Source organism: Devosia ginsengisoli (genome assembly GCF_024707105.1).
In the GTDB taxonomy this organism is placed as follows: Bacteria; Pseudomonadota; Alphaproteobacteria; order Rhizobiales; family Devosiaceae; genus Devosia; species Devosia ginsengisoli_A.
Window position 1 is genome coordinate 512,501 of sequence record NZ_JANQAJ010000009.1, and the last position, 23,606, is coordinate 536,106.

Sequence of the window (23,606 nt, forward strand, 5' to 3'; positions counted from 1 at the left end):
AGAGAAACCGTCATGCCGCGCTGCTCAAGGCCACCGGCTTCGAAGACAGCCCGGCGCTGACGGTGCAATCGACCGACGGTGAAATCCCGCATGGGCGCGAGCTGAGCTTTGCCTGGCTGACCGGCACCGTGATGACCGGCCTGACCAGCGTGTTGTTGATGGGCGCGGCACTTTATGTCTCCTTTCAGGGCCAGGACACCTTCTCCACCGCCTATGAAGCCCTGCAGCTTTCGCGCCCGGAAACCGAGGCGCTGACCCCGACCGATCTTTCCGCCAAGTCGTCGCGCCTGCGCCCGGTCACCGCCACCCGCTCCGATCTCGAAGTCATCGAGGCCTCGATTCGCGAGACGGTCGATGGCCGCGACATGATCCGCAACCAGCCTTTCGTCCGCATCCGCGCCACGCTGGCCACCGCCCCGACCTCGCTGTCCGAGGGCGTTCCCGATTACGATCCGGTGGCCATTCTCAATGCCACCCAGCCGATTCCGGCAACGGCCAATATCGACGTCAACACCGATGTCTACGGTGCCGAAGTGGAAGGTGAAGTGGCCGTTCGTCTGGCCGCCATGCCGATGACCCTGGTGCCGCCGCGCGCCATTTCCGATCAGTCCGCGGCCGAATATGTGCGCAGCGTCGTGGAAGCCACCTTCTTCAGCGATAGCGCTCCCCCGACCCTGGCCTATGCCGCGCTCGGCCCCACGGTACGCGACCTGGGCCTGCTGCCGGGCAGCAACACGCTGGCCGGCGTCGCCGAAAACGTCACCGTCGTGCCCCAGACCACAAGGGCGGCCGATGCGGCCCTCGGCCGTTCGGAGCGCTTCCTCACCCTGCGCGAGGCATCGAGCCTCGATGACGTGCTGGGCAAGAACGGTTTCACCGCCAATCAGTCCGCCCTCGTGGCCGACGCCCTGCGCAATGTCCTGCGCAGCACGGATCTCGCGGCCCTTACCAGGTTGCGCATCCTCTATGGCCCGCTCAGCCACGAAGCGACGAGCCTGGTTCCCTATCGCCTGAGCCTTTATGTGCCGCGCAGCGATGGCAGCTACGAATACAAGGCCACCGTGGCCCTGACCGATACCGGTCAATATGTGCTCGGCATCGAGCCGGACTTCGTCGAATTCCCCGAGGGAGACACCGAAGAGGTCAATGTCGCCAACCTGCCCAGCGTCTATCGCTCCATCTGGGAAACCGGCCGCAAGCATGACCTGGACGATGCCACCATCGAGCGCATCATCGGCATGTATGCCTATGACATCGACATGACGAAGAAGATCGCGGCTGGCGATTCCATCGAGATTCTGGAAACCACCCCGGATGCCGAAGGTCGCACCGAGCTGCTCTATGTCAGCCTGACCCTGGGCAGCACGACGCGCCAGCTCTACCGTTTCGCCACCGCGGATGGCGTGATCGATTTCTATGATCCCGATGGCGAAACCGGCAAGCGCTTCCTCACCCGCCGGCCGCTCGAGGGTGGCGGCACGCTGCGCTCGCGCTTCGGCTATCGCGTCCATCCCATTTTCAAGACGCGCAAGCTGCATACCGGCGTCGATCTGGCCTCGCGTTCGGGCACGCCGATCTATGCCGCCGGCGACGGCGTGATCAAATATTACAAATGGCAATCGGGCTACGGCAACAAGGTCGAAATCCAGCACGTCAACGGCTACGAGACGGCCTATGGCCACATGTCGCGCTATGCCGATGGCCTGGGCGTCGGCAGCCATGTGCGCCAGGGCCAGATCATCGGCTATGTCGGCTCGACCGGCCAGTCGACCGGCCCGCACCTGCATTTCGAGATCAAGATCAACGGCAATCTGGTCGATCCGCTGAGCGTCAAGCTGCCCAAGGACAATGTCCTGCCCCAGCAATACGAGGCCCAGTTCGCCCAGACCATGGCCCAGATCAACGACCTCATGGCCCGCGACCCCGCGCCGGTCACCGTGGCCGACGTCAGCCACTAGAACTTGCGCTCCAGCGTCAGCCAGGCGACCACTGCCGAAACCACGCTGAGCGCCGCCGTGATATAGGCGACCGCTGCAAAAGCCGCATCGGTCGCCACCAGCCGCATGGCCTCTTCCTCGGCATTCAGCCCGTCGGTGACCACGCCGAAAAAGATCGGCAGTTCCGCCGCGCTATCAAGGTTCTGTTCGAATACCGAGGCGACCACCGCGCCCAGCAGGGCCACGGCCACCAGTCCCGCAACCCTGGCCACCGCATTGTTGACCCCAGAGGCGACGCCGGTATCGCTATCGTCCACCGACGTCATCACCGCCGCCGAGAGCGGCGACACCACCAGCCCCATGCCCAACCCCAGCAGCACGATCGAGGGCAGCACGGCCAGCCAGCATCGCGCAGTGGCGCCGTCAGGCCCAAAGCAGCAAAGGCTGCGGCCACCAGCAGGGAGCCCGCGGCAATCAACGGTGCGGGACCGAACCGGTCGGCCCACTTCCCGCTCAGCGACGACAGCAGCGTCAAACTGATCCCCAGGGGCAGCAGCACCAGCGATACCGTCGCCGGGGACTCTCCCCATCCGCCAATCATGGTCATGGGCAGGTAGAACATGGTGCCGCCAAGGGCGAAATAGAGCGCGAAGGTCAGCGCATTGGCGCCGGAAAAACCGATATTGGCGAAAAGCCCGAGGGGCAGCATCGGATGCGGGCTCCGTCCCTCCCAGACAATGAAGGCCGCGGCAAGGACCAGCCCTGCCCCGCACCACGCGATAGTGTGCGACAGCGGCGGCACGCTTTCGCTGCCATCCCCGGTCAATCCATAGGCGATGAGCATCAGCGCCAGCGTCGCCAGCACCGCCCCGATCACATCGAGCTTCCGCCCCACTTCGGGATGGTCCGGCGCCACGCGGAACCACAGCAAAGCCAGCGCCAGCAGGCCCAGCGGCAGGTTGATGGCAAAGACCAGCCGCCAGCTCCAGTCGCCCAGGGCCGTCAGCACGAAGCCGCCGATGATCGGCCCGCCGATCGTGGTCAGCGATGAGGCCGCCGCCCACATGCCGATGGCCTTGCCCCGTTCGGCGCGCGGATAGGCCTTGGCGATGATGGCGAGGCTCCCCGGCACCATGAAGGCCGCCCCGATCCCCTGGACCGCCCGCGCGATGACCAATACCAGCGGTGTCGGTGCCAGCGCACAGACGATGGAAGCCGCCACGAAGACCGCAATGCCCAGCCCGAACACATTGCGCAACCCGAACCGGTCGCCCGTTGCCCCACCCAGCAGGATCAGTGCCGAGAGAAACAGCAGATAGCCATTGCTCACCCATTGCGCATCGGCCAGCGTCGCCCCGAGATCGGCGCGAATGGCCGGAATGGCGATGGAAATCACCGAACCGTCGATGAAGCCCATGCTCGAGGCGAGAATGGCGGCGAGCAGCACGAAGCGCCGGCTCTGCGGCGAAGCGATATCCTGGGTCATGATGGGTCCAGAGGGGTTGCCCGGCGAGCCTATTCGCTCGCTACATAGACTGCCATCTCATTTCCGCCCGGCTCGCGGAAGTGAAACCGCCGTCCGCCCGGAAAGTCATATTGCGCCCGGGTGATCGAGCCGCCGGCGGCAAGTACCCGGCGCTCGGCGCCATCGAGGTCATCGGTGCGGATCACCGCCATGGTCGCGGCCACCTTGCCCTCGCTCTGGTCCACCCCACCATCGATGCCAGCGTTTTCCAGGCCATCGTAATCCGGCCCGTAGCTGGTAATGCCCCAGCCAAACGCCGCCCGGAAGAAAGCGCTCGTCGTCTGCCGGTTGCTGGACGGGAACTCCACATAGTCGATCTTGTCGGTCATCGCTTCACTCCAATGTTCTCTTTTTGTTCTAATCAATCATCATCGGCAGTGCAATCAAAAAGGCCGGTCCAGGGACCGGCCTTCGAGGAGGGGGTTACGCCGCGGCTTCGGCTTCCTTCTTGCCATCAGGCAGCAGCACGATGCCGTCATCATTGGCATCGACCACCACGTTGGAACCGTCGCTGACGCGGCCGGCCAGGATTTCCTCGGCCAGCTCGTCCTGCACTGTCCGCTGGATCACGCGCTTCAGCGGGCGGGCACCATAGGCGGGGTCATAGCCCTCATTGGCCAGCCATTCGCGCGCCCGCGGCGTCAGCTCGAGGCTGATATCGCGATCGCGCAGCAGATGCTGCAAGCGTCCGAACTGGATATCGACGATCGAACCCATATGCTCGCGGCCCAGCCGGTGGAACAGCAGGATTTCGTCGATCCGGTTGAGAAATTCCGGCCGGAAGGCTGCCTTGACCATGTCGAGCACCTTGCCGCGCACCAGCTCCACCGATTCCCCGTCCTTGAGCTCGACGAGATATTCGGCGCCCAGGTTGGAGGTCAGGATGATCACCGTATTGCGGAAATCGACCGTCCGCCCCTGCCCGTCGGTCAGCCGCCCGTCATCGAGCACCTGCAGCAGGACATTGAACACGTCCGGATGTGCCTTCTCGATCTCGTCGAACAGCACGACCTGATAGGGCCGGCGCCGCACCGCCTCGGTCAGCACCCCGCCTTCGTCATAGCCGACATAGCCCGGAGGCGCCCCGATCAGGCGGGCGACCGAGTGCTTCTCCATGAACTCGCTCATGTCGAGCCGCACCATGGCGGTTTCGTCATCGAACAGGAACTGGGCCACGCTCTTGGTCAGCTCGGTCTTGCCGACGCCGGTTGGCCCCAGAAACATGAACGAGCCGATCGGCCGGTTGGGGTCCTGCAGGCCAGCCCGCGAACGGCGCACCGCCTTTGCGACGGCAGCCACCGCTTCGGCCTGCCCGATGACGCGGGCGCCGAGCGAGGTTTCCATATGCAGCAGCTTTTCGCGCTCGCCTTCCAGCATGCGATCGACCGGAATGCCGGTCCAGCGGCTCACCACCTGGGCGATGTCGCTCGAATCGACGGTTTCCTTGGCCATGACCGGGTCGGGCTTGCCGTCGCCATCGGCGTCGTCAGCCGTCTTCAGTCGCTTTTCCAGATCGGGAATGACGCCATAGGCCAGCTCGCCCGCCTTGGCCAGGTCACCCTGGCGCTGCGCGATTTCGAGCTGGCTGCGCGCGGCATCAAGATCTTCCTTGATCCTGGTCGAGCCCTGCAACCGTTCCTTTTCCGCCAGCCACTTGGCCGAAAGCGCCTGGGCCTGCTCTTCGAGATCGGCCAGTTCGGTTTCGAGCCGCACCAGCCGCGTCTTGGAGCCTTCGTCCTCTTCCTTGCGCAGGGCTTCGCGCTCGATCTTGAGCTGCATGATGCGGCGATCGAGTTCGTCGAGAGCCTCCGGCTTGGAATCGACGGCCATGCGCAGGCGCGCCGCCGCCTCATCCATCAGGTCGATGGCCTTGTCTGGCAGGAAGCGGTCGGTGATGTAGCGGTTGGAAAGCGTTGCCGCGCTCACCAGCGCCGAATCCGAAATGCGGATGCCGTGATGCAGCTCGTATTTTTCCTTGAGGCCACGCAGAATCGAGATCGTGTCTTCCACGGTTGGCTCATCCACGAAGACCGGCTGGAAGCGCCGCGCCAAAGCCGCATCCTTCTCCACATGCTTGCGATATTCGTCGAGCGTCGTCGCGCCCACGCAGTGGAGTTCACCACGCGCCAAAGCAGGCTTCAGCAGGTTGGACGCATCCATGGCGCCATCGGCCTTGCCGGCGCCGACCAGGGTATGCATCTCGTCGATGAAGAGGATGATCTGACCTTCGGCCGCCGTCACTTCCGACAGCACGGATTTCAGCCGCTCCTCGAACTCGCCGCGATACTTCGCGCCGGCGATGAGTGCACCCATGTCGAGCGACAACAGGCTCTTGTTCTTGAGGCTCTCGGGCACGTCGCCATTGACGATGCGGATGGCCAGGCCCTCGGCAATGGCGGTCTTGCCCACCCCAGGCTCGCCGATGAGAACCGGGTTGTTCTTGGTCCGGCGGCTCAGCACCTGGATGGTGCGGCGGATTTCCTCGTCGCGGCCGATCACCGGGTCGAGCTTGCCTTCGCGCACATCCTTGGTCAGGTCGCGCGCATATTTCTTGAGCGCGTCATAGCTATTCTCGGCCGAGGCCGAATCGGCGGTGCGGCCTTTGCGGATGGCTTCGATGGCGGCGTTGAGCGTCTGCGGCGTCACGCCGGCCGAGCTCAGGATCTTGCCGGCATCGGTATCCTTTTCGACCACCAGAGCCAGCAGCAGGCGCTCGACGGTGACATAGGAATCACCTGCCTTCTGCGCCGCGCTTTCGGCCGTGTCGAAGACGCGTGCCAGTTCGCGGCTGAGATAAAGCTGCGAACCGTCGCCGGAAACGGAGGGGATCTTGGCCAGCGCAGCCTCGACAGCCGCCCGCGCCCCCTTGGGATCGCCCCCGGCGCGCTCGATCAGCCCATTGGCCATGCCCTGGTCGTCATCGAGCAGGACTTTCAGCAGGTGGATGGGCGCGAATTGCTGGTGCCCCTTGCCCAAGGCAATGGTCTGCGCGCTCTGGATGAAGCCTCGGGCCCGCTCGGTATATTTCTCGATATTCATTCAACTCTCCTTGTCTCGCCCGCTGCCCGGCCCATCAAGGCACCTGAACACGCGGCGGAAGCGTCGTCTGACAGAACGCCCGACACGCGGCACTGCTCCATCACGGACACTATATGGGGAGCATTTGACGAGGAAAAAGAGGGCTATGCATGGACGCGCCAACCGCCTGAAACTCACAGGCTGCCCAGCCGGCCGGCGCTTTTGAGCAGGGCGATCAGTTGAGGTTGGCGGGCCGTCCCGGTTTTGGCCATGATCCGCGACAGATGACTGCGGACTGTCGGCATGGAAAGCCCCGCCTCCTCCGCGTAGCCAGCCGGCGTATCGCCCCTGGCCAAAGCCGTCGCCAGCCGCGCTTCGGCCGGGGTCAGGTCGAACAGTCCGGTCAGGATGCTGGCCGATGGCACCAGGTTCGATGCACGCACCGGCGAGGCGATGACCACCGCGCTGGCGCGATGAAAGATGTCCTGCGCGGCGCCGCGCAGCGGCAGCACATGGACCATGACCGGCTCGGTCGCATCCGTGCCGGCCACCGGGACACTGCGCACCAGCGGTTCGCTGTCGCCATTGGCCGTCGCCAGCGCCGCCTGCAGCAGCAGGTTGGCGGCGGGATCGGCCAGCGCGATGCGCCCATGCGCGGCGGCGCGGAACACGCCCTTGACGTCATCGAAGATCGCATTGACGCTGACCACCACCCCGGCCGGACTGACCGCCGCGGCCGGCAGGCCCACGCTCGCCAGGGCCGATAGCGTGACCTCGGTGCGCTCCAGCCCCAGCCGTGCCGACAGCAGGCTGGCCCGCGCCAGATGCGGATAGTAGACATTGAGCCGCTCGACGGCAGTGCTGTCGAAGGGCGTCTCGTCCGAGACCCGATCGACGTGAAACACCACGACCTCGCCGGTCGGCATGGCGATGATCGTGCCCATCTGGCTGGCAAAACCCATGCGCCTGAGCATGCCCCTATGGGGATCCCTGGCCAGCGCATCGGCGGGGAAATAGTCCTCCGCCACGACGAAGCCGGTGAAGGGGTGCTGCTGCCAGTAGCGGATATGCCAATCGGGCTCGGGCGTATTGGCCTCGACCAGCGAGCGCGTGACCTCGAAACTGGGTTCGAGGGCGGCGAAACTGACCGGCCTTTCGGCGTCGAACACCATCAGCGCGCCGGTGGGTGCTTCCACCAGGCGCCCTGCTTCCGCTATGGCGCGTTGCCAAAGCTCGGGCACGAAGGCCGCTTCGTAGATATCGTCAAGCAGGCGGTTATCGTTCGAAGACTGCAATATCCACCTACCCGGCAGATGGTCCATAAACGCAAAAGGCCGGGCATTGCTGCCCGGCCTTGAAACTTATTCGGCAGCGCTGCTGCCTGCCGTGAGGAATGCCGGCAATTCGCCGACATCGGGCTGTTCGGCCCCGGCGAGATCACCGCCATCACCACCCGCCGGACGGCGACGGCGCGGACGACGTTCGCGCGGCTTGCGGGCTTCGCCCTCGGCCTCGACCGGCTGCTCACCCACGGCTGCTTCGACCGCTTCGGCCGCCGCGACGGGCTGGACTTCTTCGCCGGCGGCCACCGGCTGCTGGCCCTCACCTTCAGGACGGAACCGCTCGCGGTTACGCTGGCGGTCGCGGCGATCACCGCGCTGCTGGCGCTCGCCATCCTGGCGCTGCTGACCCTGACCCTGCTCGCCTTCGCCGCCCTGTTCCTCGCCTTCAGCCTGCACATATTGCTGCTGCGGCGGAGGCTGGGGCGAAGAGAAGCGCGAGTTCATCTCGGGCATATCATCATCGTAATCGGCATCGTCCTGGCCATCCGGCCGCTGGCCGTTCTGGGCCTGCTGTGCGCTGGAGACGATGCGGAAATAGTGCTCGGCATGCTGGAGATAATTCTCCGCCATCACCGAATCGCCTGATGATTGGGCGTCACGGGCGAGCTGGAGATATTTCTCGGCGATATGGGCCGCGTTGCCGCGCACCTTCACGTCGGGTCCATTGCTCTCGAAATTGCGGGACAACGGATTGACGTGCTTGCGTCCGCCGTTGCGGCCACGCTGCCGGTTCTTGTTGTTCTGGTTGTTGGGTCTCATCTGGTCGCTTTATCTAACTCTAGAAAAATAAGCGTCACACTGCTGGCGGACCGGCATTTTGCCTGGTCGGGCCAATTCCGGAACAAAGCACACTAGGCTTCTCGAACCGGCTCTATCTGGCTTCATGAAGACCGAAACCGTCGGACGGCGCTCCGAACCTATCCCGCGTCGTTCCCGCCTCTGCCGGAACCGCGCTGCGCATCGCAGCCAATGAATTTGTCGGGTGGCTAGTCGCCGTGGCGCTCATGAAGCACCGTTGACAGCAAGGCCAAACTATAACGTTCGGGTCGTCTTTGCCAGCATTAATTGCGATTTTCACCGCGTCATGCAGGGAACTGTCCTACAGATGGTGCGCGCCCACCACACGATCAAGCCCATTGAGATCACGATGTACCGCCACATCCTCGAAGCCGGCTTCGAGGAACAATGCACTGACATCAGCGCCCTGCTCATGTCCGATCTCGACCAGAACCCAGCCCCCAGGCCTCAGCCAATGGGCGGCCTGGGCGGTGATGACCCTGTATGGGGCAAGGCCATCCGGCCCGCCATCAAGGGCCAGGCGCGGGTCGAAATCCCTGACCTCGGGTGCCAGCGTTTCGACGACGGCGGAGGTGATATAGGGCGGGTTGGAAACGATGAGGTCGAAAAGACCAGAAACAGCTTCCGGTGTGTGTGACTCCACCCCACCCTCAGTCCCTCCCCATCGAGGGGAGGGAGGCGCAAGCTGAGGGTTCCCGGCTCTTTCGCCTCCCTCCCCCTTGTGGGGAGGGATCGAGGGTGGGGGGTCTTCGAGAGAACCAAACCAATCGCCCTGCCGCAATTCAAGCCGCTCACCCACACCATGCCGCTCGGCATTGGCCTGTGCTGTCTCCAGCGCCAGTGCGCTCAAATCCACCGCCACCGCGCTCGCATCCGGCTGGTTGGCCAGCACCGCAATCGGGATGCAGCCGGTTCCGGTGCCCAGATCCAGCAGGCGCCCGCCTGCCGGCAACGCGCCCAGGGCCATATCGACCAGCAATTCCGTCTCCGGCCGCGGCTCCAGCGTGGCGGCATTGAGCGTGAAACCCAGCCCGTAGAATTCCCGCTCGCCGATGATCCGCGCCACCGACTCCCCGGTCATGCGCCGTTGCAGCAGTTCGGCCACGCGCGCCGCGGCATGGCCATCCACAGGGTCATTCTCCCGCAATGCCAGGTCCAGTGCGCTCAATCCCAGTGCATGTCCGGTGAGCAATTTGGCATCGAGCGCCGCGCTTTCGAAGCCGAGCCGCCCCAGCACATCGCGCCAGCCGCGCCAGAGGGCGCCGATATGGGGCGCCTGGCTCAGTTGCCCGTCTCCATCGCCGCCAGTTGTTCGGCCTGGCTGGTGGTGATCAGGGCCTCGATCAACTCATCCAGCGCTTCGCCCGATATCACCTTGTCGAGCTTGTAGAGGGTGAGGTTGATGCGGTGGTCGGTCACCCGCCCCTGCGGGAAATTGTAGGTACGGATGCGCTCGGAGCGGTCGCCCGACCCCACCTGCCCCTTGCGCTCGGCGGAACGGGCGCTGTCACGTTCCTCGCGCTGCATCTCGTAAAGCCGCGAACGCAGCACCAGCATGGCCTGCGCCCGGTTCTGGTGCTGGCTCTTCATCGCCGAGGTCACCACCAGCCCGGAGGGAATATGGGTGATGCGCACCGCCGAATCGGTGGTGTTGACGTGCTGGCCACCGGCGCCCGAGGCACGCATCGTATCGATACGGATATCCTCGTTGCGGATTTCGATGTCGATGTCTTCCACTTCCGGCAACACCGCCACGGTCGCCGCCGAAGTATGGATGCGGCCCGAGCCTTCGGTTTCCGGCACGCGCTGCACCCGGTGCACGCCGCTCTCGAACTTCATGCGGGCATAGACGCCCTTGCCGCTCACATTGGCGATGATTTCCTTGAAGCCGCCCATTTCGCCGGGGCTTTCCTCCATCACGGTGACCTTCCAGCCGTGATTGGCGGCATAGCGCTCATACATGCGGAACAGGTCGCCGGCGAACAAAGCCGCCTCGTCGCCGCCGGTGCCGCCGCGGATTTCGAGGATGATCGATCGCTCGTCGGCCTCGTCCCTGGGTAGCAGCAGGACGCGGATGGACTGGAACAGCGTCTCGATCTTCTCGTCGAGCTCGGCGATCTCCGCCTCGGCCATTTCGGCCATGTCCTTGTCGCCGCTCTTGAGCAGGTCCTCGGCCTCCGCCCGGTCGCTCAGTGCCTTGTTATAGGCCCGGATCTCCCCGACGATCGGCGCCAGCTCGGCATGTTCCTTGGAAAACTTGACGAACTCGTCCGGCCCGGCGCCGCCCGAAAGCGCCGCCTCGACATACTGGAACCGCGTCTCAAGCGCGTCGAGCTTGTCCTGGGGAAGAGATGGCATCTTTGTTCTTTCGCACCGCGCTGGTCACTACCACGATGTCATCCCGGCGCAGGCCGGGATCCATCTCGAGATAGCAAAGCGGCCGCGAGGTCGACATGCAGTGCACGAAACCGGCACCTCAGGATGGGCCCCGGCTTTCGCCGGGGTGACACCGTGCGTGTAATGGCCATAGCGCGCAACATCAAGCGCCGGAGGCGCTTGGAGTTGCGTCAGGCATCAAGCAACTCAAACCGGCAGGTTCTGCTTCTCGATCCATTCCTGCAGCAACTGCCGAATGGTCACCCCATTGGCGCCATCGCTCAGCGCGGCGCCGACCGATTGCTGGATCGGCTTGAGATCGAGGTTCAGCACCAGTTCCTTGATCGGCCCGATCGAGGCCGGGCCCATGGAAAGCCGGGTCATGCCCACTGCCATCAGGGCGAGCGCTTCCAGCGGTTTCCCCGCCAGCTCGCCGCACATGGTGATCGGAATATTGTAGCGCCGCGCCGCATCCACCACCATGCGGATGGCCCGGAGCCGCGGCATGCCGATGGGATCGTAATTGGTGGCAACGCGCGGATTGGCCCGGTCCGATGCCGTCAAAAACTGCACCAGGTCATTGCTGCCGATGGAAACGAAATCGGCCTCGGGCAGCAACTGGTCGAGTTCGAACAGCAGCGAGGGCACTTCCACCATCACGCCCAGTTCCAGCCGGCTCGGCAGGGGTTTGCCCTGCCGTCGCAGCCGCTCGACTTCCTTCTGCACCACCATCTTGGTCTGGGTGAATTCGAAGGTCTCGGTGACCATCGGCACCAGGATCTTGAGCGGCCTTCCATTGGCCGCCAGCAGCAAGGCCCTGATCTGCGTGCGCAGCAGGCCCGGCCGCTCCAGCCCCAGCCGGATCGAGCGGAAGCCCATGGCCGGGTTTTCCTCGGTCATCGAACGCTGATAGGGCAGCACCTTGTCACCGCCGATATCGAGCAGACGAAACACCACCGGCCGGTCGCCGGCAATCTCCATGGCTTCGGCATAAAGTTCCTGCTGCTCCTGCAGGCGCGGGAGCTTGGATGCGATCATGAACTGCAATTCGGTGCGGAACAGCCCAACGCCCGAAGCCCCGGTATCGTCGAGCATGGGCAGGTCGGCGACCAGGCCCGAATTGTGCAGCAGCGTGATGTCGACGCCATCCCTGGTGATGCTCGGTCTGTCCTTGAGCGCGGCGTAATGCGCCCGGCGCCGGGCCGAAACGCGCACCTTGTCGACATAGGCCTGCTCGATATCCGGCGTCGGCCGCAGATGCACCACCCCGCTCGGTCCATCGAGAATGATGTCGTCGCCGGTTTCGCTCATCGAGACGATGGACTGCGCCTGCCCCACCGCCACGATGCCGAGCGAACGCGCGACAATAGCCACATGCGCCGTCGTGCCGCCTTCTTCCAGCACCACGCCGCGCAGCTTCTTGCGGTCATATTCCAGCAGTTCCGCCGGCCCCATATTGCGGGCCACCAGAATGGCATTGTCCGGCAGCGCCTTGCGCGCCAGCGCCTGCCCGTCTCCGGTCAATACGCGCAGCAGCCGGTTGGCCAGATCGTCCAGGTCATGCAGCCGGTCGCGGATATAGGGATCGGTCTGGCGCAGCATGCGGGCGCGGGTATCGTTCTGCACCCGCTCCACCGCCGCTTCCGCCGAAAGCCCGTTATCGATCGCCTCGGTCAGCCGGTTCACCCAGCCGCGGTCATTGGCGAACATGCGGTAGGTTTCAAGGATTTCGCGGTGATCGGTGCCGCCCACCATGTCGCCATGGTCGAGCATGGCGTCGATGGAGACGCGCATCTTTTCCAGCGCCGTCTCCAGCCGCACCTTTTCGGCATCGGTATCTTCGGCGATGAAATTGGACACCACGACACGCGGGTCGTGCAGCACCACAGTGCCCAGCGCAATTCCGTCGGTAAAGCTGACGCCGTTGAACATGCGAGGACGCCTGAGATCGATATCGGAACCAGGCTTGATCAGATTGTCGAAGTCGCTGGTGGCGATCATCTCGGCCAGGATTGTGGCCGTTGTCAGCATGGCTTCGGTTTCGTCCTCGCCATAATGGCGGCGCTCGGCATTCTGCACCACCAGGACACCCAGCGTCTGGCCGGCGCGCAGCACCGGCACGCCCAGGAAGGCATTGTATTTTTCTTCGCCGGTTTCGGGGCGATAGACGAAGCCGGGATGGCTGGGGGCATTTTCGAGGCTGAGCGGTTCGGCTTCGGCCGCGATGAGGCCGACCAGGCCTTCGCCCAGCCGCAGCGTCGTCATATGCACGGATTCAGCGGCCAAGCCCCGGGAGGCAAACAGTTCCAGCGCGCCGTCGTCGCGCAGCACGTAGAACGAGCACACATCGGCGCGCATGTTATCGGCGATGAGGCCGACAATCTTGTCGAGCCGCTCCTGCGAAGCCAGCGGCTCCGCCATTGTCTCACGTAACTGCCGCAGCAGCACTCTCGGGCCGCCGATGCTCGTGACCATACCCCTTTAGACGGCCGCCACAGCCGCCCCCTTTCCTGAGGAGCGACCAGGACCGTCAGAGCGATCCTAGGCGTCCTTCTTGTCCAACCCGTAATAAGTATGGAGAGCGCGAACCGCAAGCTCAGCATATTGCTCATCGATCAACACCGAGGTCTTGATTTCCGATGTGGTGATCAGCTGTATGTTGATGCCCTTGTCGGCCAGCGCCTTGAACATCGAGCTCGCAACGCCCGCATGGCTGCGCATGCCTACGCCCACGACCGATACCTTTGCCCCGCCCTTGGAGCCGGAAAGCCGCGCATATTCGATGCGGTCACCGGCATTCTGCAGCGTCTTGACCGCCTTGTCATATTCGCTGTCGGGCACCGTGAAGGTGATGTCGGTGGTGGCGCCATCGTCGGCGATATTCTGCACGATCATGTCGACGATGATGCCCTGATCGGCCAGCGTACCGAAAATGGCCGCCGCCACGCCCGGATTGTCCTTGACGTCGCGCAGGGTGATCTTGGCCTCGGCCTTGGCGAGCGTCACGCCCGAAACGATCTGCTTTTCCACGATCTCATCCTCATCGCAAACCAGTGTGCCGGGCACGCCCGGCGTCCCGTCGGGCGCCACCTGCGGCGCATCGGGATCATCGAAACTCGAGCGTACCAGCAGCGGCACTTTATAGGCCATTGCCATCTCGACCGAACGGATCATCAGCACCTTGGCACCGAGCGAGGCCATTTCCAGCATTTCCTCGAAGGAAATCCGGGTCAGCCGCTGCGCCTTGGGCACGATGCGCGGATCGGTGGTGTAGACGCCGTCCACATCGGTATAGATATCGCAGCGGTCGGCCTTGACCGCCGCCGCCACCGCCACCGCCGACGTGTCCGAACCGCCGCGGCCCAAAGTCGTCACCCGGCCATTGGGGGAAATGCCCTGGAAGCCGGTGATGACAGGCACCCAGCCATCCTCGAGCCGCTTGTTGAGCTCGGTCGGATCGATCTCGGTGATCCGCGCCGCGCCATGCGCGCCATCGGTCCGGATCGGCACCTGCCAGCCCGAAAAAGACCGCGACTGGATGCCCATCTCGCTGAGCACGATGGCCATCAGCCCGGCCGTCACCTGCTCGCCCGAAGCCACCACGGCGTCATATTCGCGCGCGTCATGCATCGGGCTGGCTTCATTGACCCAGCCGACCAGTTCATTGGTCTTGCCCGACATGGCCGAAACCACGACGATAACCTCGTGGCCGGCATCGACCTCGCGCTTCACATGGCGCGCGGCCTGGCGGATACGCTCGACACTGGCAACTGACGTGCCACCGAACTTGACGACGATACGGGCCAATTTCTTCCCCGGAACCCCGCCGAACCCGGCGGTACGCTTCTCTTGCGCGCTGCCATGCCATAAAGGCGACATGGGATCAACTCTTACTCCACCACGGCGTCATTCCCGCGCAGGCGGGAATCCATTCTTCCGCCCGCTGGCCGACAATAGTAAGAGTGGATTCCCGCCTGCGCGGGAATGACCCCATGGTTGTTGAACCGCCGGAGCCGTGCCATGACCGCTACCACCATCAACGATGCCGAAATCGCCAAATTCACCGCGATGGCCGAGGAATGGTGGGACCCCAAGGGCAAGTTCAGGCCGCTGCACAAGTTCAATCCGGTGCGGCTGGGCTATATCCGCGAGCACCTGCTGGCTCATTTCGGCCGCGACGGGTCGGCCATGCGGCCTTTCGAGGGCCTTGATATTCTCGATGTCGGCTGCGGCGGTGGGCTGCTCTGCGAGCCGCTGGCCCGGCTCGGCGCCGATGTCACCGGCATCGACGCCGCCGAACGCAATATCGCCATTGCCCGCATTCACGCCGAAAAATCGGGCCTGGCCATCGACTACCGCGCCACATCAAGCGAAGCCCTGGCCGCCGAAGGCGCGCAATATGACATGGTGCTCAACATGGAAGTGGTGGAGCATGTCGACAATGTGCCGCTCTACATGAAGAGCTGCGCTGACCTGGTGAAGCCCGGTGGGCTGGCTTTGACCGCCACGCTGAATCGGACGCTCCGCGCCCGGGCCTTTGCCGTGTTCGCTGCCGAACACATCCTGCGCTGGCTGCCGGTCGGCACGCATGACTGGAACAAGTTCCTGACGCCGGACGAGATCAAGACACTGCTGACCCGCAATGGCCTGCGCGTCATCGGCGAGACCGGCGTGGTGTTCCACCCGCTGGGCGACGAATGGCGCCGCTCGCGCGACATGGGCATCAACTACATGGTCATGGCCGAACGGCCCGCTGCCTAGCGCGCCTTCCGCCTCAGCCAACCGGCCCGCTCCTCGGGCGAAAAATGCTCGATGGCATAGCGCAGGGCGGTGCGCGGCATGGTCGCGGCATGCCGTTCCAGGAACGCCTCGACAAGCGGCTTGTCATGCATGGCGACCGTACGCAGCATGCCGCCGACCACCTTGTTGATGAGGTCCTGCGGATCATCGACCAGTATTTCGGCGATGGCCATGATGTCGTCGAACTGGCGCAGCCGGATGAATGCCATGGTGGCGAACATGGCCGTTCGCCTCTCCCACAGCGTGTCCGAGCGGGCCAATTCGTAAAGCACGGCGCGATCCTTGTCGCGCAGCCAGGCACCCAGCACCTGTGGTGCGCCGAGATCGACCAGGTCCCAATTGTTGATCCGGTCATGCCGACGCAGATAGAGCGCGGCCAGTTCTCCTCGCCGCGCCTCGCTGGTTTTCTTCAACCCATATTGCTTGGCCATGATCGAGACGGCGCCGGCCCGCGCCTCGTGGATGTCGCTTTCCAACAGCTTCTCGATCTCGTCTGGTGCCATGGCGACAAACTGCTTGGCGAGCTGGAACACTGTGCCCATGCGCACGCCGATGAAACGGTCGCCCTCGCCATATTCGCCCCTGCCGGATTTGAAATAGCGCCCGATCTTTTCCAGCTCGATATCGGACTGGTTGTCCCACAGCGCAGCGATGAAGGCTTCGGCATTCGGTTCGCTCATGCCCGCAGGCTGCGGGGATCGCAACGCCCCGTCAAGCCAGATCGGCAACCGCAAATCCACCGTCAGTACCGTACGGTACGGTACGCATTTTGATTGATCCGGTTCTGGAATGGGTCTAAGAAAGATCAACCGCGCTTGTGCAACAGGCGCAATGACTTCCGAGGATATCGCCATGCCAGCCTATCGTTCCCGCACCACTACCCATGGCCGCAACATGGCCGGCGCGCGTGGCCTCTGGCGCGCGACGGGCATGAAGGACGGCGATTTCGGCAAGCCGATCATTGCCGTGGTCAACAGCTTCACCCAGTTCGTGCCCGGCCACGTCCACCTCAAGGATCTCGGCCAGCTCGTGGCCCGCGAGATCGAGGTGGCCGGCGGCGTCGCCAAGGAATTCAACACCATCGCGGTCGATGACGGCATCGCCATGGGCCATGACGGCATGCTCTATTCGCTGCCGTCGCGCGATATCATCGCGGACTCGGTCGAGTACATGGTCAACGCCCACTGCGCCGACGCCATGGTCTGCATTTCTAACTGCGACAAGATCACCCCCGGCATGCTGAATGCCGCCATGCGCATCAATATCCCTGTCGTCTTCGTTTCCGGCGGCCCGATGGAAGCCGGCAAGGCCATGCTCAAGGGCAAGCTGCAGGCGCTGGACCTGGTCGATGCCATGGTGATGGCCGCGGACGATCATTATTCCGACGCCGAAGTGCAGGCCGTGGAAGAAGCCGCCTGCCCCACCTGCGGCTCCTGCTCGGGCATGTTCACCGCCAATTCCATGAACTGCCTCACCGAGGCGCTCGGCCTCAGCCTGCCCGGCAACGGCTCGACCCTCGCCACCCATTCCGATCGCAAGCGCCTGTTCCAGGAAGCCGGCCACCTGATCGTCGACCTGGCCCGCCGCTATTACGAGCAGGACGACGCGTCGGTCCTGCCGCGCTCCATCGCCACCAAGGCCGCTTTCGAAAATGCCATGAGCCTCGATATCGCCATGGGCGGCTCGACTAATACGGTGCTGCATATCCTGGCAGCCGCCTATGAAGGCGGCGTCGATTTCACCATGGACGATATCGACAAGCTGAGCCGCAAGGTGCCTGTTCTCTCCAAGGTCGCGCCGGCCAAGGCCGACGTGCATATGGAAGACGTGCATCGCGCCGGCGGCATCATGGCCATTCTCGGCCAGCTCGACCGCGCGGGCCTGATCAATCGCAAGGAACATACCATCCATTCTGCCACGATGGGCGATGCCTTGGATAAGTGGGATATCTCCCGCACCAATTCGGAAGCCGTGCGCCAATTCTTCATGGCCGCCCCCGGCGGCGTGCGCACGACACAGGCCTTTTCGCAGTCCAACCGCTGGGCCGAACTCGACCTCGACCGCCAGAACGGCGTGATCCGTTCGGCTGAAACCCCCTTCTCCAAGGATGGGGGCCTGGCCGTGCTCAAGGGTAATATCGCCATCGACGGCTGCATCGTGAAGACGGCGGGCGTTGATGAATCCATCCTCAAATTCACCGGCCCGGCGCGCGTCTTCGAGAGCCAGGACGCCACGGTCAAGGCCATTCTCTCCAACGAGATCAAGGAAGGCGACGTGCTCGTCATCCGCTATGAAGGCCCGCGCGGCGGCCCCGGCATGCAGGAAATGCTCTATCCGACGAGCTATCTGAAGTCGAAGGGCCTCGGCAAAGCCTGTGCCCTGCTGACCGACGGCCGCTTCTCCGGCGGCACGTCTGGCCTCTCCATCGGCCATGTCTCGCCGGAAGCGGCTGAAGGCGGCACGATCGGGCTGGTGCGCGAGGGCGACACGATCGAGATCGACATCCCCAACCGCTCAATCACCCTGCTGGTGAGCGACGATGAACTGACCCAGCGCCGGCATGACCAGGACGCGTTGGGCTGGAAGCCGGCCCATCCGCGCAAGCGCAATGTGACCACGGCTCTGAAGGCCTATGCGGCCTTTGCGACATCAGCGGCGCGGGGTGCGGTGCGGGATACCGAGGCGATCGACAAGCTCTGGAACTGAGCCACGGTAAGAAAGAGTATCTCTCGGCTGCGCTCTGCGACAATCGCGTGACAACCACCGCGCCCGGTGCTACATGCCCGCCCAGCCACCCGGTCTTCTGCCAAGAGGGCTGGTCTGGTCAGGTTCGATAGCGGGGATTCCACCCTCCCTATCGAACCGACCCTAATCTCTCAGCCCTTGCGACCGATCCGATCCAGCGTGGCGAAATCGTCATCGCTGAGCTTGATCGCGGCTGCCGCCACATTCTCTTCGAGATGCTTGACCTTGCCGGTGCCCGGAATAGGCAGCATGACCGGGCTGCGCTTCAGCATCCAGGCCAGCGCCAATTGGCTGGCCGAGGCGCCATGCTTGTCCATGATCGCCTTGAATTCGGCGCTGGTCGATTCCAGGTTTCCGCCATCGATCGGCCGCCACGGAATGAAGCCGATGCCATTGGCTTCGCAGTAATCCAGCACGTCCTCGGCGCGGCGATTGACCAGGTTGTACATGTTCTGGACGGTCGTCACCTTGAAGTACTTGCTGGCTTCCTTGATATCATCCACGCTGACCTCGCTGAGGCCGACATGGCGGATCAGCCCATCCTGCTGCATCTGCGTGATGGCGCCGAACTGGTCGGCCCGCGGCGTCTGGCTTTCGATGCGGTGCAACTGCCAGAGATCGATCACGTCGAGCTTGAGGCGGCGCAGGCTCTGGATGGCGCCCTGGCGCAGGAATTCCGGCCGGCCGAGCTGGTGCCATTCATCCGGCCCGGTGCGGGTCAGCCCGCTCTTGGTGGCGATAACAGTGCCCTTCGAATAGGGCGCCAGCACCTCCCCGATCAGCTCTTCGCTGACATAGGGGCCATAGCTTTCGGCCGTATCGACAAAATCCACATTGAGCTCGGGCAGGCGGCGCAACGTCGCCCTGGCTTCCTCGACATTGTCCGGCGGCCCCCAGATGCCCCTGCCGGTAATGCGCATGGCGCCGAAACCCAGGCGGTTGACCTTCAGGTCGCCACCAATGGCAAACGTGCCCGAAAGGGCTGCGTCGAGTGTGGTCATCTTGATATCTCCGTTTGGTCGCGCCGGGAGTGGCGCTCGGAAGGGGGACCAGCAGACCTCATCCTGAGCGTGTCGAAGGACGAGGCTGTGGCAATGTCGGTGCAGCGACCTCGTGGTTCGACAGGCTCACCATGAGGTCTATGGAAAATCAGTTGTCGTCGGCAATGTCCGGCAGCGGCAGGAACTCCACGCCGTCATCGAGCAGGCCGGCGACCTCGTCGCGCGTGGCTTCGCCATAGATGCCGCGGGCTTCGGCTTCCTCGAAATGGATCTTGCGGGCTTCTTCAGCGAATTTGTCGCCGACATAATCGGCTTCGCTGGTGACCTTCTGCCGATAGGCGCGGACCATCTCGCGGAACTTGACCGCATCGGGATGGGCCGAGCTCAGCGAAACCTTCTCGCCATCGGTCCGCGCCACCGATGGCGCCATCGGTGCCTTCTCGATTGCCCCATCGCCGCAGACGGCACAGGTTACGATACCGCGCGCCTGCTGGTCATCGAACGCGGCGGCGCTCTTGAACCAGGCGTCGTAGCGATGGCCCTTGGAGCAATGGAGGGAATACTGGATCACGGCAAACGTCTCTGGGGCCTGACGGCCCGGTTGGTTGAACAAGGATATAGGGCGATCGGCTAAGGCTGCAACGCCCCGGGCAGGGCAAAGTTTCGCGCATTGGCCAAGGCGGGGATGCGCTGGCGTGCGTCGGCGACCTGTTCGGGAGCAATCTCTGCCAGCAGCACGCCGGGCGCGTCATGATCGAGCTCGGCGACGATCCGCCCCCAGGGATCGATGATGAGGGAATGGCCATAAGTCGCCCGGCCATTCGGATGCTGGCCACCCTGCGCCGCCGCGATGACCCAGGAGCCGGTCTCGATGGCCCGCGCCCGCAGCAGTACATGCCAATGCGCCTGCCCCGTCGGCACGGTAAAGGCGGCCGGCACGGCGATCAGGTTCGCTCCGGCATTGGCCAAAGCATTGTAAAGCCTGGGAAAGCGCATGTCGTAACAGATGGACATGCCCAGCGTGAACGAGCCCAGATCGGCCGTCACCGCCACATCGCCACCGGCATAGGTGGCGCTTTCGCGGTAGGCATTGAGCCCGGCAATATCGGCATCGAACAGGTGGATCTTGTCATAGGTCGCGACCTGTCGCCCATCCGGTCCGAACAGCACGGACCGGTTGGCGAAGCGCCCGTCGGGCAGCGGCACGGCCAGCGAGCCGATATGGATATGCATGCCATGCTGCCTTGCCAGTTCGCCCACCCGCGCCAATTGCGGATGGCCCTCGAACGGGGCGGCGGTGCTGCGCAACTGGTCCCGGTTTTCCGGGAAGATCATGGTGACTTCGGGTGTCAGCGCGTAGGACGCGCCGGCAGAGGCCGCCTCGGCCAGCATGGGCTCGAGCGCGGCGAGATTGGCCTCGGGATCGAGCCCCGACCGCATCTGGATGGCAGCGACTTTCATGAGTTTACCGAGCCAGCAGCGGATCGAGACCGCCGCGGCGGTCCAGCGCCGCCATATCGTCATAGCCCCCGATATGGGCGTCATCGATGAAAATCTGCGGCACCGTGCGGCGGCCATGGGCGCGCTCGGTCATGGCCTCCCGCACGTCGGGATCGAGCGCGCTGATCTCGGTATAGTCTACACCCTTGTCTGCCAGCAGCGACTTGGCGGCATGGCAATAGGGACAGGTCGGCGTGGTGTAGATCTCGATCTTGGCCATCAAAATTTCTCCAATGGGAACAAGGTATTTATCCCTTATATGGGCAAGTCCGCCCCAATGACAACGCGAGCGAAGGTCACGACGTCGACAGCCTCGACCCCGGCCTTGCGCAGGCTGCGCGTCAGTGCCTTGACGGTGGCGCCGGTAGTATAGACATCGTCCACCAGAACCACGCGCCGCCCTCCGAGGCGCAGGGCAATATCGGGATGGGTGGCGAAGGCTCCGGCGACATTGCGCTGCCGGCCACTGCCGCTCAGGCCCACCTGCTGGCGGGTGCGCCGGGTGCGCTGCACCAGCGACGGATCGACCTTGAGCCTGGTGAGGCGCCCCAGGGCCTGGGCCAGTTCGGCCGACTGGTTGAAGCGCCGGTCGCGCTGCCGCGCCGGATGCAGCGGCACCGGCACGAGGACCGGATTATCGGCCCAGAGCTCATGCCCGGCCCCGGCCATCAGCCGGGCGCAGAAGCGCGCCAGTTCAGGCCGGTCGCCATATTTGAGGCGCGAGACCAGGGTCGCCGCGACCGGGCCATAGATCACCGCCGCGCGCGCCCGGCCGAAAGGCGGCGGATCGGCCAGCGCTTCGGCCGAGAGCATTCCGGGGCCGAGCGAGGCGGCAAAGGGCAGGCCAAGCACCGGGCAGAGCGGCGCGGTGATGGGACGCAACCCATTGAAGCAATTGGAACAAAGCGTATTCGGTGTCGCTGTCGGCACCTCGCAGTTGAGGCAGACCGGTGGATAGGCCAGGTCGAGCACCAGGCTGCCCAGATGCCTGATGCCGCCGACAATGTGCCGGTGCCACACCCCGCTTTTGACAAGCCCCTCGACGCTCTCCATAAGGCGCATAGTGTCACACCGCCGTCAGGCCGCAAGACCATCATGAGCCAGCCGCCCGCCATTTTCGACACCGCCCTGATCGCCCGCCATCTGGCGCGGCGGAAGCAGGCGGGCGATTTTGTCACCGATCTGGTGCTCGACGATCTCCAAGACCGGCTCGGCGCACTGCTCCGCGAATTTCCCAAGGCGGCCATTATCGGCCCCGACGTGGATAAGTTGCCGCGTTTCGGCCAGACGGCCAGTTCCCGTTTCTCCTTTCAGCGCCATGCCGCCTTCGGGGGCGATGATGACATGCCCGCGCTGGACGGGGATAACTTCAACCTCATCGTTTCGCTGCTGCACCTGCAGGCGATCAATGACGTACCGGGCTATCTGGCCCGGCTGCGGGCGAGGTTGGCGCCCGACGGACTGCTGATGATCGCGGCTCTGGGTGGGGAAACACTGACCGAATTGCGCGAGGCCTTTATGGCAGCCGATGCCCAGGTTTTCGGCGGCGCTTCGGCCCGGGTGGCGCCGATGATCCAGGTACGCGATGCTGGCGGATTGCTGCAGCGGGCGGGGCTGGCCCTACCCGTAGCCGATGTCGAAACCCATGTGGTGCGCTACGCCAATCCCCTCGCCTTGATGAGTGAAATCAAGGCCTTGGGGGCCTCCAACCCGCTTGCCGACCGGTCGCGCCGGCTGGCGACCCCGGCGCTGCTGGCCGCGGCCATGCAGGCCTATGCCGAGCGCGACAGCGACCCCGATGGCCGCATCCGCGCCACGCTGGAAATCATCTGGCTCTCCGGCTGGGCTCCGCATGAAAGCCAGCAGCAGCCGCTCAAGCCCGGCAGCGCCACGACGCGGCTGGGCGATGTGCTCGGAAAAGCCTGACATGGACCAATTGGCCGGCCATGTGCTGATCGTTTCGGGCTCGCCCGGCTCGGGCAAGACCACGGTAGCCGAGGCACTGGCGCGCCGGCCTGGCACGCCCAAGGTGCATCTCCATAGCGACGACTTCTGGGGCTATATCAAGCATGGTCATATCGACCCCTGGTTGCCCGAAGCTGCCGACCAGAACCGCATGGTCATGGAGATCGCCGCTGGGGTGGCGGCGCTCTATGCCCGCAATGGCTATCTCACTGTTCTGGATGGCGTTATCGGCCCGTGGTCGCTGCCGCCATTCCGGACGCTCGATGTGCCGGTGCATTACATCGTGCTACGCGTGCCGGTGGAGCAGGCCGTGGCGCGCTGCCAGGCACGGGGTGGCGATTCCCTGACCGATCCTGCTGTCGTCGCCAACCTGCATGGCCAGTTTGCCGACCTTGGCGACCGCGAAACCCATATGCTGCAGGTCGACGGGCTGGACCGCGAGGGCACGTTGGCGGCGCTGCTGGAAGCGGTGCAGAACCGTGATTTCCGGTTGGCCTGAGCGGGTAGCGACCCACCCGAATACGTTAACGGACTGTTAGCATCGACGCGTTGGACGTGTGAATTTGCGATGATGCTTTTCGGCGCGCAACACCCCAAA

The 23,606-nt window shown here is 64.3% G+C and carries 21 protein-coding genes (1 of these 21 cut by a window edge); 5 read left to right on the top strand and 16 right to left on the bottom strand.

Features of this window, described 5'->3' with window-relative positions:
• Positions 1-1,958: the 3' portion of a M23 family metallopeptidase gene (locus NVV79_RS12395; protein ID WP_303989808.1), read on the top strand. It extends 13 nt beyond the left edge of the window; 1,958 of the gene's 1,971 nt are visible here — the last part of the coding sequence; its start codon lies off the left edge, out of view; it ends in the stop codon at positions 1,956-1,958.
• On the opposite strand, the gene NVV79_RS12400 is transcribed toward NVV79_RS12395, so the two are convergent.
• The 10 genes from NVV79_RS12400 to NVV79_RS12445 all read right to left on the bottom strand — a co-directional run bounded on the left by NVV79_RS12400 (position 1,955) and on the right by NVV79_RS12445 (position 14,804).
• A complete protein-coding gene (locus tag NVV79_RS12400) occupies positions 1,955-2,332 on the bottom strand; it encodes a hypothetical protein (protein WP_303989810.1) in 378 nt (125 codons plus the stop codon). The two genes, NVV79_RS12395 and NVV79_RS12400, sit on opposite strands and share 4 nt — an antisense overlap.
• Complete coding sequence (locus NVV79_RS12405; protein ID WP_303989814.1) at positions 2,263-3,423, bottom strand: MFS transporter; 1,161 nt, start codon at positions 3,421-3,423, stop codon at positions 2,263-2,265. The genes NVV79_RS12400 and NVV79_RS12405 overlap by 70 nt, the downstream gene beginning before the upstream one ends.
• Positions 3,424-3,452: 29 nt before the next feature.
• Complete coding sequence (locus tag NVV79_RS12410; RefSeq protein ID WP_303989816.1) at positions 3,453-3,791, bottom strand: VOC family protein; 339 nt, start codon at positions 3,789-3,791, stop codon at positions 3,453-3,455.
• A gap of 94 nt (positions 3,792-3,885) precedes the next feature.
• Positions 3,886-6,501, bottom strand: a complete 2,616-nt coding sequence (clpB, locus tag NVV79_RS12415) for an ATP-dependent chaperone ClpB (protein ID WP_303989818.1) — start codon at positions 6,499-6,501, stop codon at positions 3,886-3,888.
• Positions 6,502-6,674: 173 nt separating this feature from the next.
• Positions 6,675-7,775, bottom strand: coding sequence for a helix-turn-helix transcriptional regulator (locus tag NVV79_RS12420; protein WP_303989821.1), 1,101 nt, complete (start codon positions 7,773-7,775; stop codon positions 6,675-6,677).
• A 66-nt stretch (positions 7,776-7,841) separates the two neighbouring features.
• The gene (locus tag NVV79_RS12425; RefSeq protein ID WP_303989825.1) at positions 7,842-8,582 is read right to left on the bottom strand and encodes a DUF4167 domain-containing protein; all 741 of its coding nucleotides are present in this window, start codon (positions 8,580-8,582) and stop codon (positions 7,842-7,844) included.
• A 340-nt stretch (positions 8,583-8,922) separates the two neighbouring features.
• Entirely contained in the window at positions 8,923-9,906 is a 984-nt protein-coding gene (locus tag NVV79_RS12430; RefSeq protein ID WP_369684730.1) for a class I SAM-dependent methyltransferase, read from the bottom strand.
• Positions 9,903-10,979, bottom strand: a complete 1,077-nt coding sequence (gene prfA, locus NVV79_RS12435) for a peptide chain release factor 1 (protein WP_303989831.1) — start codon at positions 10,977-10,979, stop codon at positions 9,903-9,905. Before prfA ends, NVV79_RS12430 begins: the two co-directional genes overlap by 4 nt.
• A 225-nt stretch (positions 10,980-11,204) precedes the next feature.
• Positions 11,205-13,418: a phosphoenolpyruvate--protein phosphotransferase gene (gene ptsP, locus NVV79_RS12440; protein ID WP_303989834.1), complete on the bottom strand. Its 2,214-nt coding sequence runs from the start codon at positions 13,416-13,418 to the stop codon at positions 11,205-11,207.
• 120 nt (positions 13,419-13,538) lie between these two features.
• Entirely contained in the window at positions 13,539-14,804 is a 1,266-nt protein-coding gene (locus NVV79_RS12445) for an aspartate kinase (protein ID WP_303989837.1), read from the bottom strand.
• Positions 14,805-15,017: 213 nt separating this feature from the next.
• On the opposite strand from NVV79_RS12445, the gene ubiG reads away from it, so the two are divergent.
• A complete protein-coding gene (ubiG, locus tag NVV79_RS12450; RefSeq protein ID WP_303989840.1) occupies positions 15,018-15,758 on the top strand; it encodes a bifunctional 2-polyprenyl-6-hydroxyphenol methylase/3-demethylubiquinol 3-O-methyltransferase UbiG in 741 nt (246 codons plus the stop codon).
• On the opposite strand, the gene NVV79_RS12455 is transcribed toward ubiG, so the two are convergent.
• The gene (locus tag NVV79_RS12455) at positions 15,755-16,477 is read right to left on the bottom strand and encodes a DNA alkylation repair protein (protein ID WP_303989843.1); all 723 of its coding nucleotides are present in this window, start codon (positions 16,475-16,477) and stop codon (positions 15,755-15,757) included. The genes ubiG and NVV79_RS12455 overlap by 4 nt on opposite strands.
• Positions 16,478-16,649: 172 nt before the next feature.
• Between NVV79_RS12455 and ilvD the strand changes: the two genes are divergently transcribed.
• Positions 16,650-18,503: a dihydroxy-acid dehydratase gene (gene ilvD / locus NVV79_RS12460; RefSeq protein WP_303989844.1), complete on the top strand. Its 1,854-nt coding sequence runs from the start codon at positions 16,650-16,652 to the stop codon at positions 18,501-18,503.
• A gap of 170 nt (positions 18,504-18,673) precedes the next feature.
• Here the strand turns inward: ilvD and NVV79_RS12465 are convergent, their stop codons facing one another.
• The 5 genes from NVV79_RS12465 to NVV79_RS12485 form a co-directional block, all read right to left on the bottom strand.
• Positions 18,674-19,543, bottom strand: a complete 870-nt coding sequence (locus NVV79_RS12465) for an aldo/keto reductase (RefSeq protein ID WP_303989847.1) — start codon at positions 19,541-19,543, stop codon at positions 18,674-18,676.
• A 148-nt stretch (positions 19,544-19,691) separates the two neighbouring features.
• Positions 19,692-20,114 (bottom strand): DUF1178 family protein, encoded by a 423-nt coding sequence (locus NVV79_RS12470; RefSeq protein ID WP_303989849.1) that lies wholly within the window; start codon positions 20,112-20,114, stop codon positions 19,692-19,694.
• 59 nt (positions 20,115-20,173) lie between these two features.
• The gene (locus NVV79_RS12475) at positions 20,174-21,004 is read right to left on the bottom strand and encodes a carbon-nitrogen hydrolase family protein (RefSeq protein ID WP_303989852.1); all 831 of its coding nucleotides are present in this window, start codon (positions 21,002-21,004) and stop codon (positions 20,174-20,176) included.
• 4 nt (positions 21,005-21,008) lie between these two features.
• Positions 21,009-21,263, bottom strand: coding sequence for a glutaredoxin 3 (gene grxC, locus NVV79_RS12480; protein WP_303989855.1), 255 nt, complete (start codon positions 21,261-21,263; stop codon positions 21,009-21,011).
• A gap of 35 nt (positions 21,264-21,298) precedes the next feature.
• Positions 21,299-22,105, bottom strand: coding sequence for a ComF family protein (locus NVV79_RS12485; RefSeq protein WP_303989858.1), 807 nt, complete (start codon positions 22,103-22,105; stop codon positions 21,299-21,301).
• A 33-nt stretch (positions 22,106-22,138) separates the two neighbouring features.
• Between NVV79_RS12485 and NVV79_RS12490 the strand changes: the two genes are divergently transcribed.
• Positions 22,139-22,969, top strand: a complete 831-nt coding sequence (locus tag NVV79_RS12490; protein ID WP_303989860.1) for an SAM-dependent methyltransferase — start codon at positions 22,139-22,141, stop codon at positions 22,967-22,969.
• A 1-nt stretch (position 22,970) separates the two neighbouring features.
• Positions 22,971-23,507: an AAA family ATPase gene (locus NVV79_RS12495; protein ID WP_303989862.1), complete on the top strand. Its 537-nt coding sequence runs from the start codon at positions 22,971-22,973 to the stop codon at positions 23,505-23,507.
• Positions 23,508-23,606: the final 99 nt, after the last annotated feature.

What these genes read in the sequence shown, in the direction of transcription:
- ubiG (WP_303989840.1), top strand. Translation starts at nt 15,018, where the DNA reads ATGACCGCTACCACCATCAACGATGCCGAAATCGCCAAATTCACCGCG.
- NVV79_RS12485 (WP_303989858.1), bottom strand. Translation starts at nt 22,105, where the DNA reads ATGCGCCTTATGGAGAGCGTCGAGGGGCTTGTCAAAAGCGGGGTGTGG.
- NVV79_RS12455 (WP_303989843.1), bottom strand. Translation starts at nt 16,477, where the DNA reads ATGAGCGAACCGAATGCCGAAGCCTTCATCGCTGCGCTGTGGGACAAC.
- clpB (WP_303989818.1), bottom strand. Translation starts at nt 6,501, where the DNA reads ATGAATATCGAGAAATATACCGAGCGGGCCCGAGGCTTCATCCAGAGC.
- NVV79_RS12405 (WP_303989814.1), bottom strand. Translation starts at nt 3,423, where the DNA reads ATGACCCAGGATATCGCTTCGCCGCAGAGCCGGCGCTTCGTGCTGCTC.
- NVV79_RS12475 (WP_303989852.1), bottom strand. Translation starts at nt 21,004, where the DNA reads ATGAAAGTCGCTGCCATCCAGATGCGGTCGGGGCTCGATCCCGAGGCC.
- prfA (WP_303989831.1), bottom strand. Translation starts at nt 10,979, where the DNA reads ATGCCATCTCTTCCCCAGGACAAGCTCGACGCGCTTGAGACGCGGTTC.
- ptsP (WP_303989834.1), bottom strand. Translation starts at nt 13,418, where the DNA reads ATGGCGGAGCCGCTGGCTTCGCAGGAGCGGCTCGACAAGATTGTCGGC.
- grxC (WP_303989855.1), bottom strand. Translation starts at nt 21,263, where the DNA reads ATGGCCAAGATCGAGATCTACACCACGCCGACCTGTCCCTATTGCCAT.
- NVV79_RS12490 (WP_303989860.1), top strand. Translation starts at nt 22,139, where the DNA reads ATGAGCCAGCCGCCCGCCATTTTCGACACCGCCCTGATCGCCCGCCAT.
- NVV79_RS12465 (WP_303989847.1), bottom strand. Translation starts at nt 19,543, where the DNA reads ATGACCACACTCGACGCAGCCCTTTCGGGCACGTTTGCCATTGGTGGC.
- NVV79_RS12495 (WP_303989862.1), top strand. Translation starts at nt 22,971, where the DNA reads ATGGACCAATTGGCCGGCCATGTGCTGATCGTTTCGGGCTCGCCCGGC.
- NVV79_RS12425 (WP_303989825.1), bottom strand. Translation starts at nt 8,582, where the DNA reads ATGAGACCCAACAACCAGAACAACAAGAACCGGCAGCGTGGCCGCAAC.
- ilvD (WP_303989844.1), top strand. Translation starts at nt 16,650, where the DNA reads ATGCCAGCCTATCGTTCCCGCACCACTACCCATGGCCGCAACATGGCC.
- NVV79_RS12410 (WP_303989816.1), bottom strand. Translation starts at nt 3,791, where the DNA reads ATGACCGACAAGATCGACTATGTGGAGTTCCCGTCCAGCAACCGGCAG.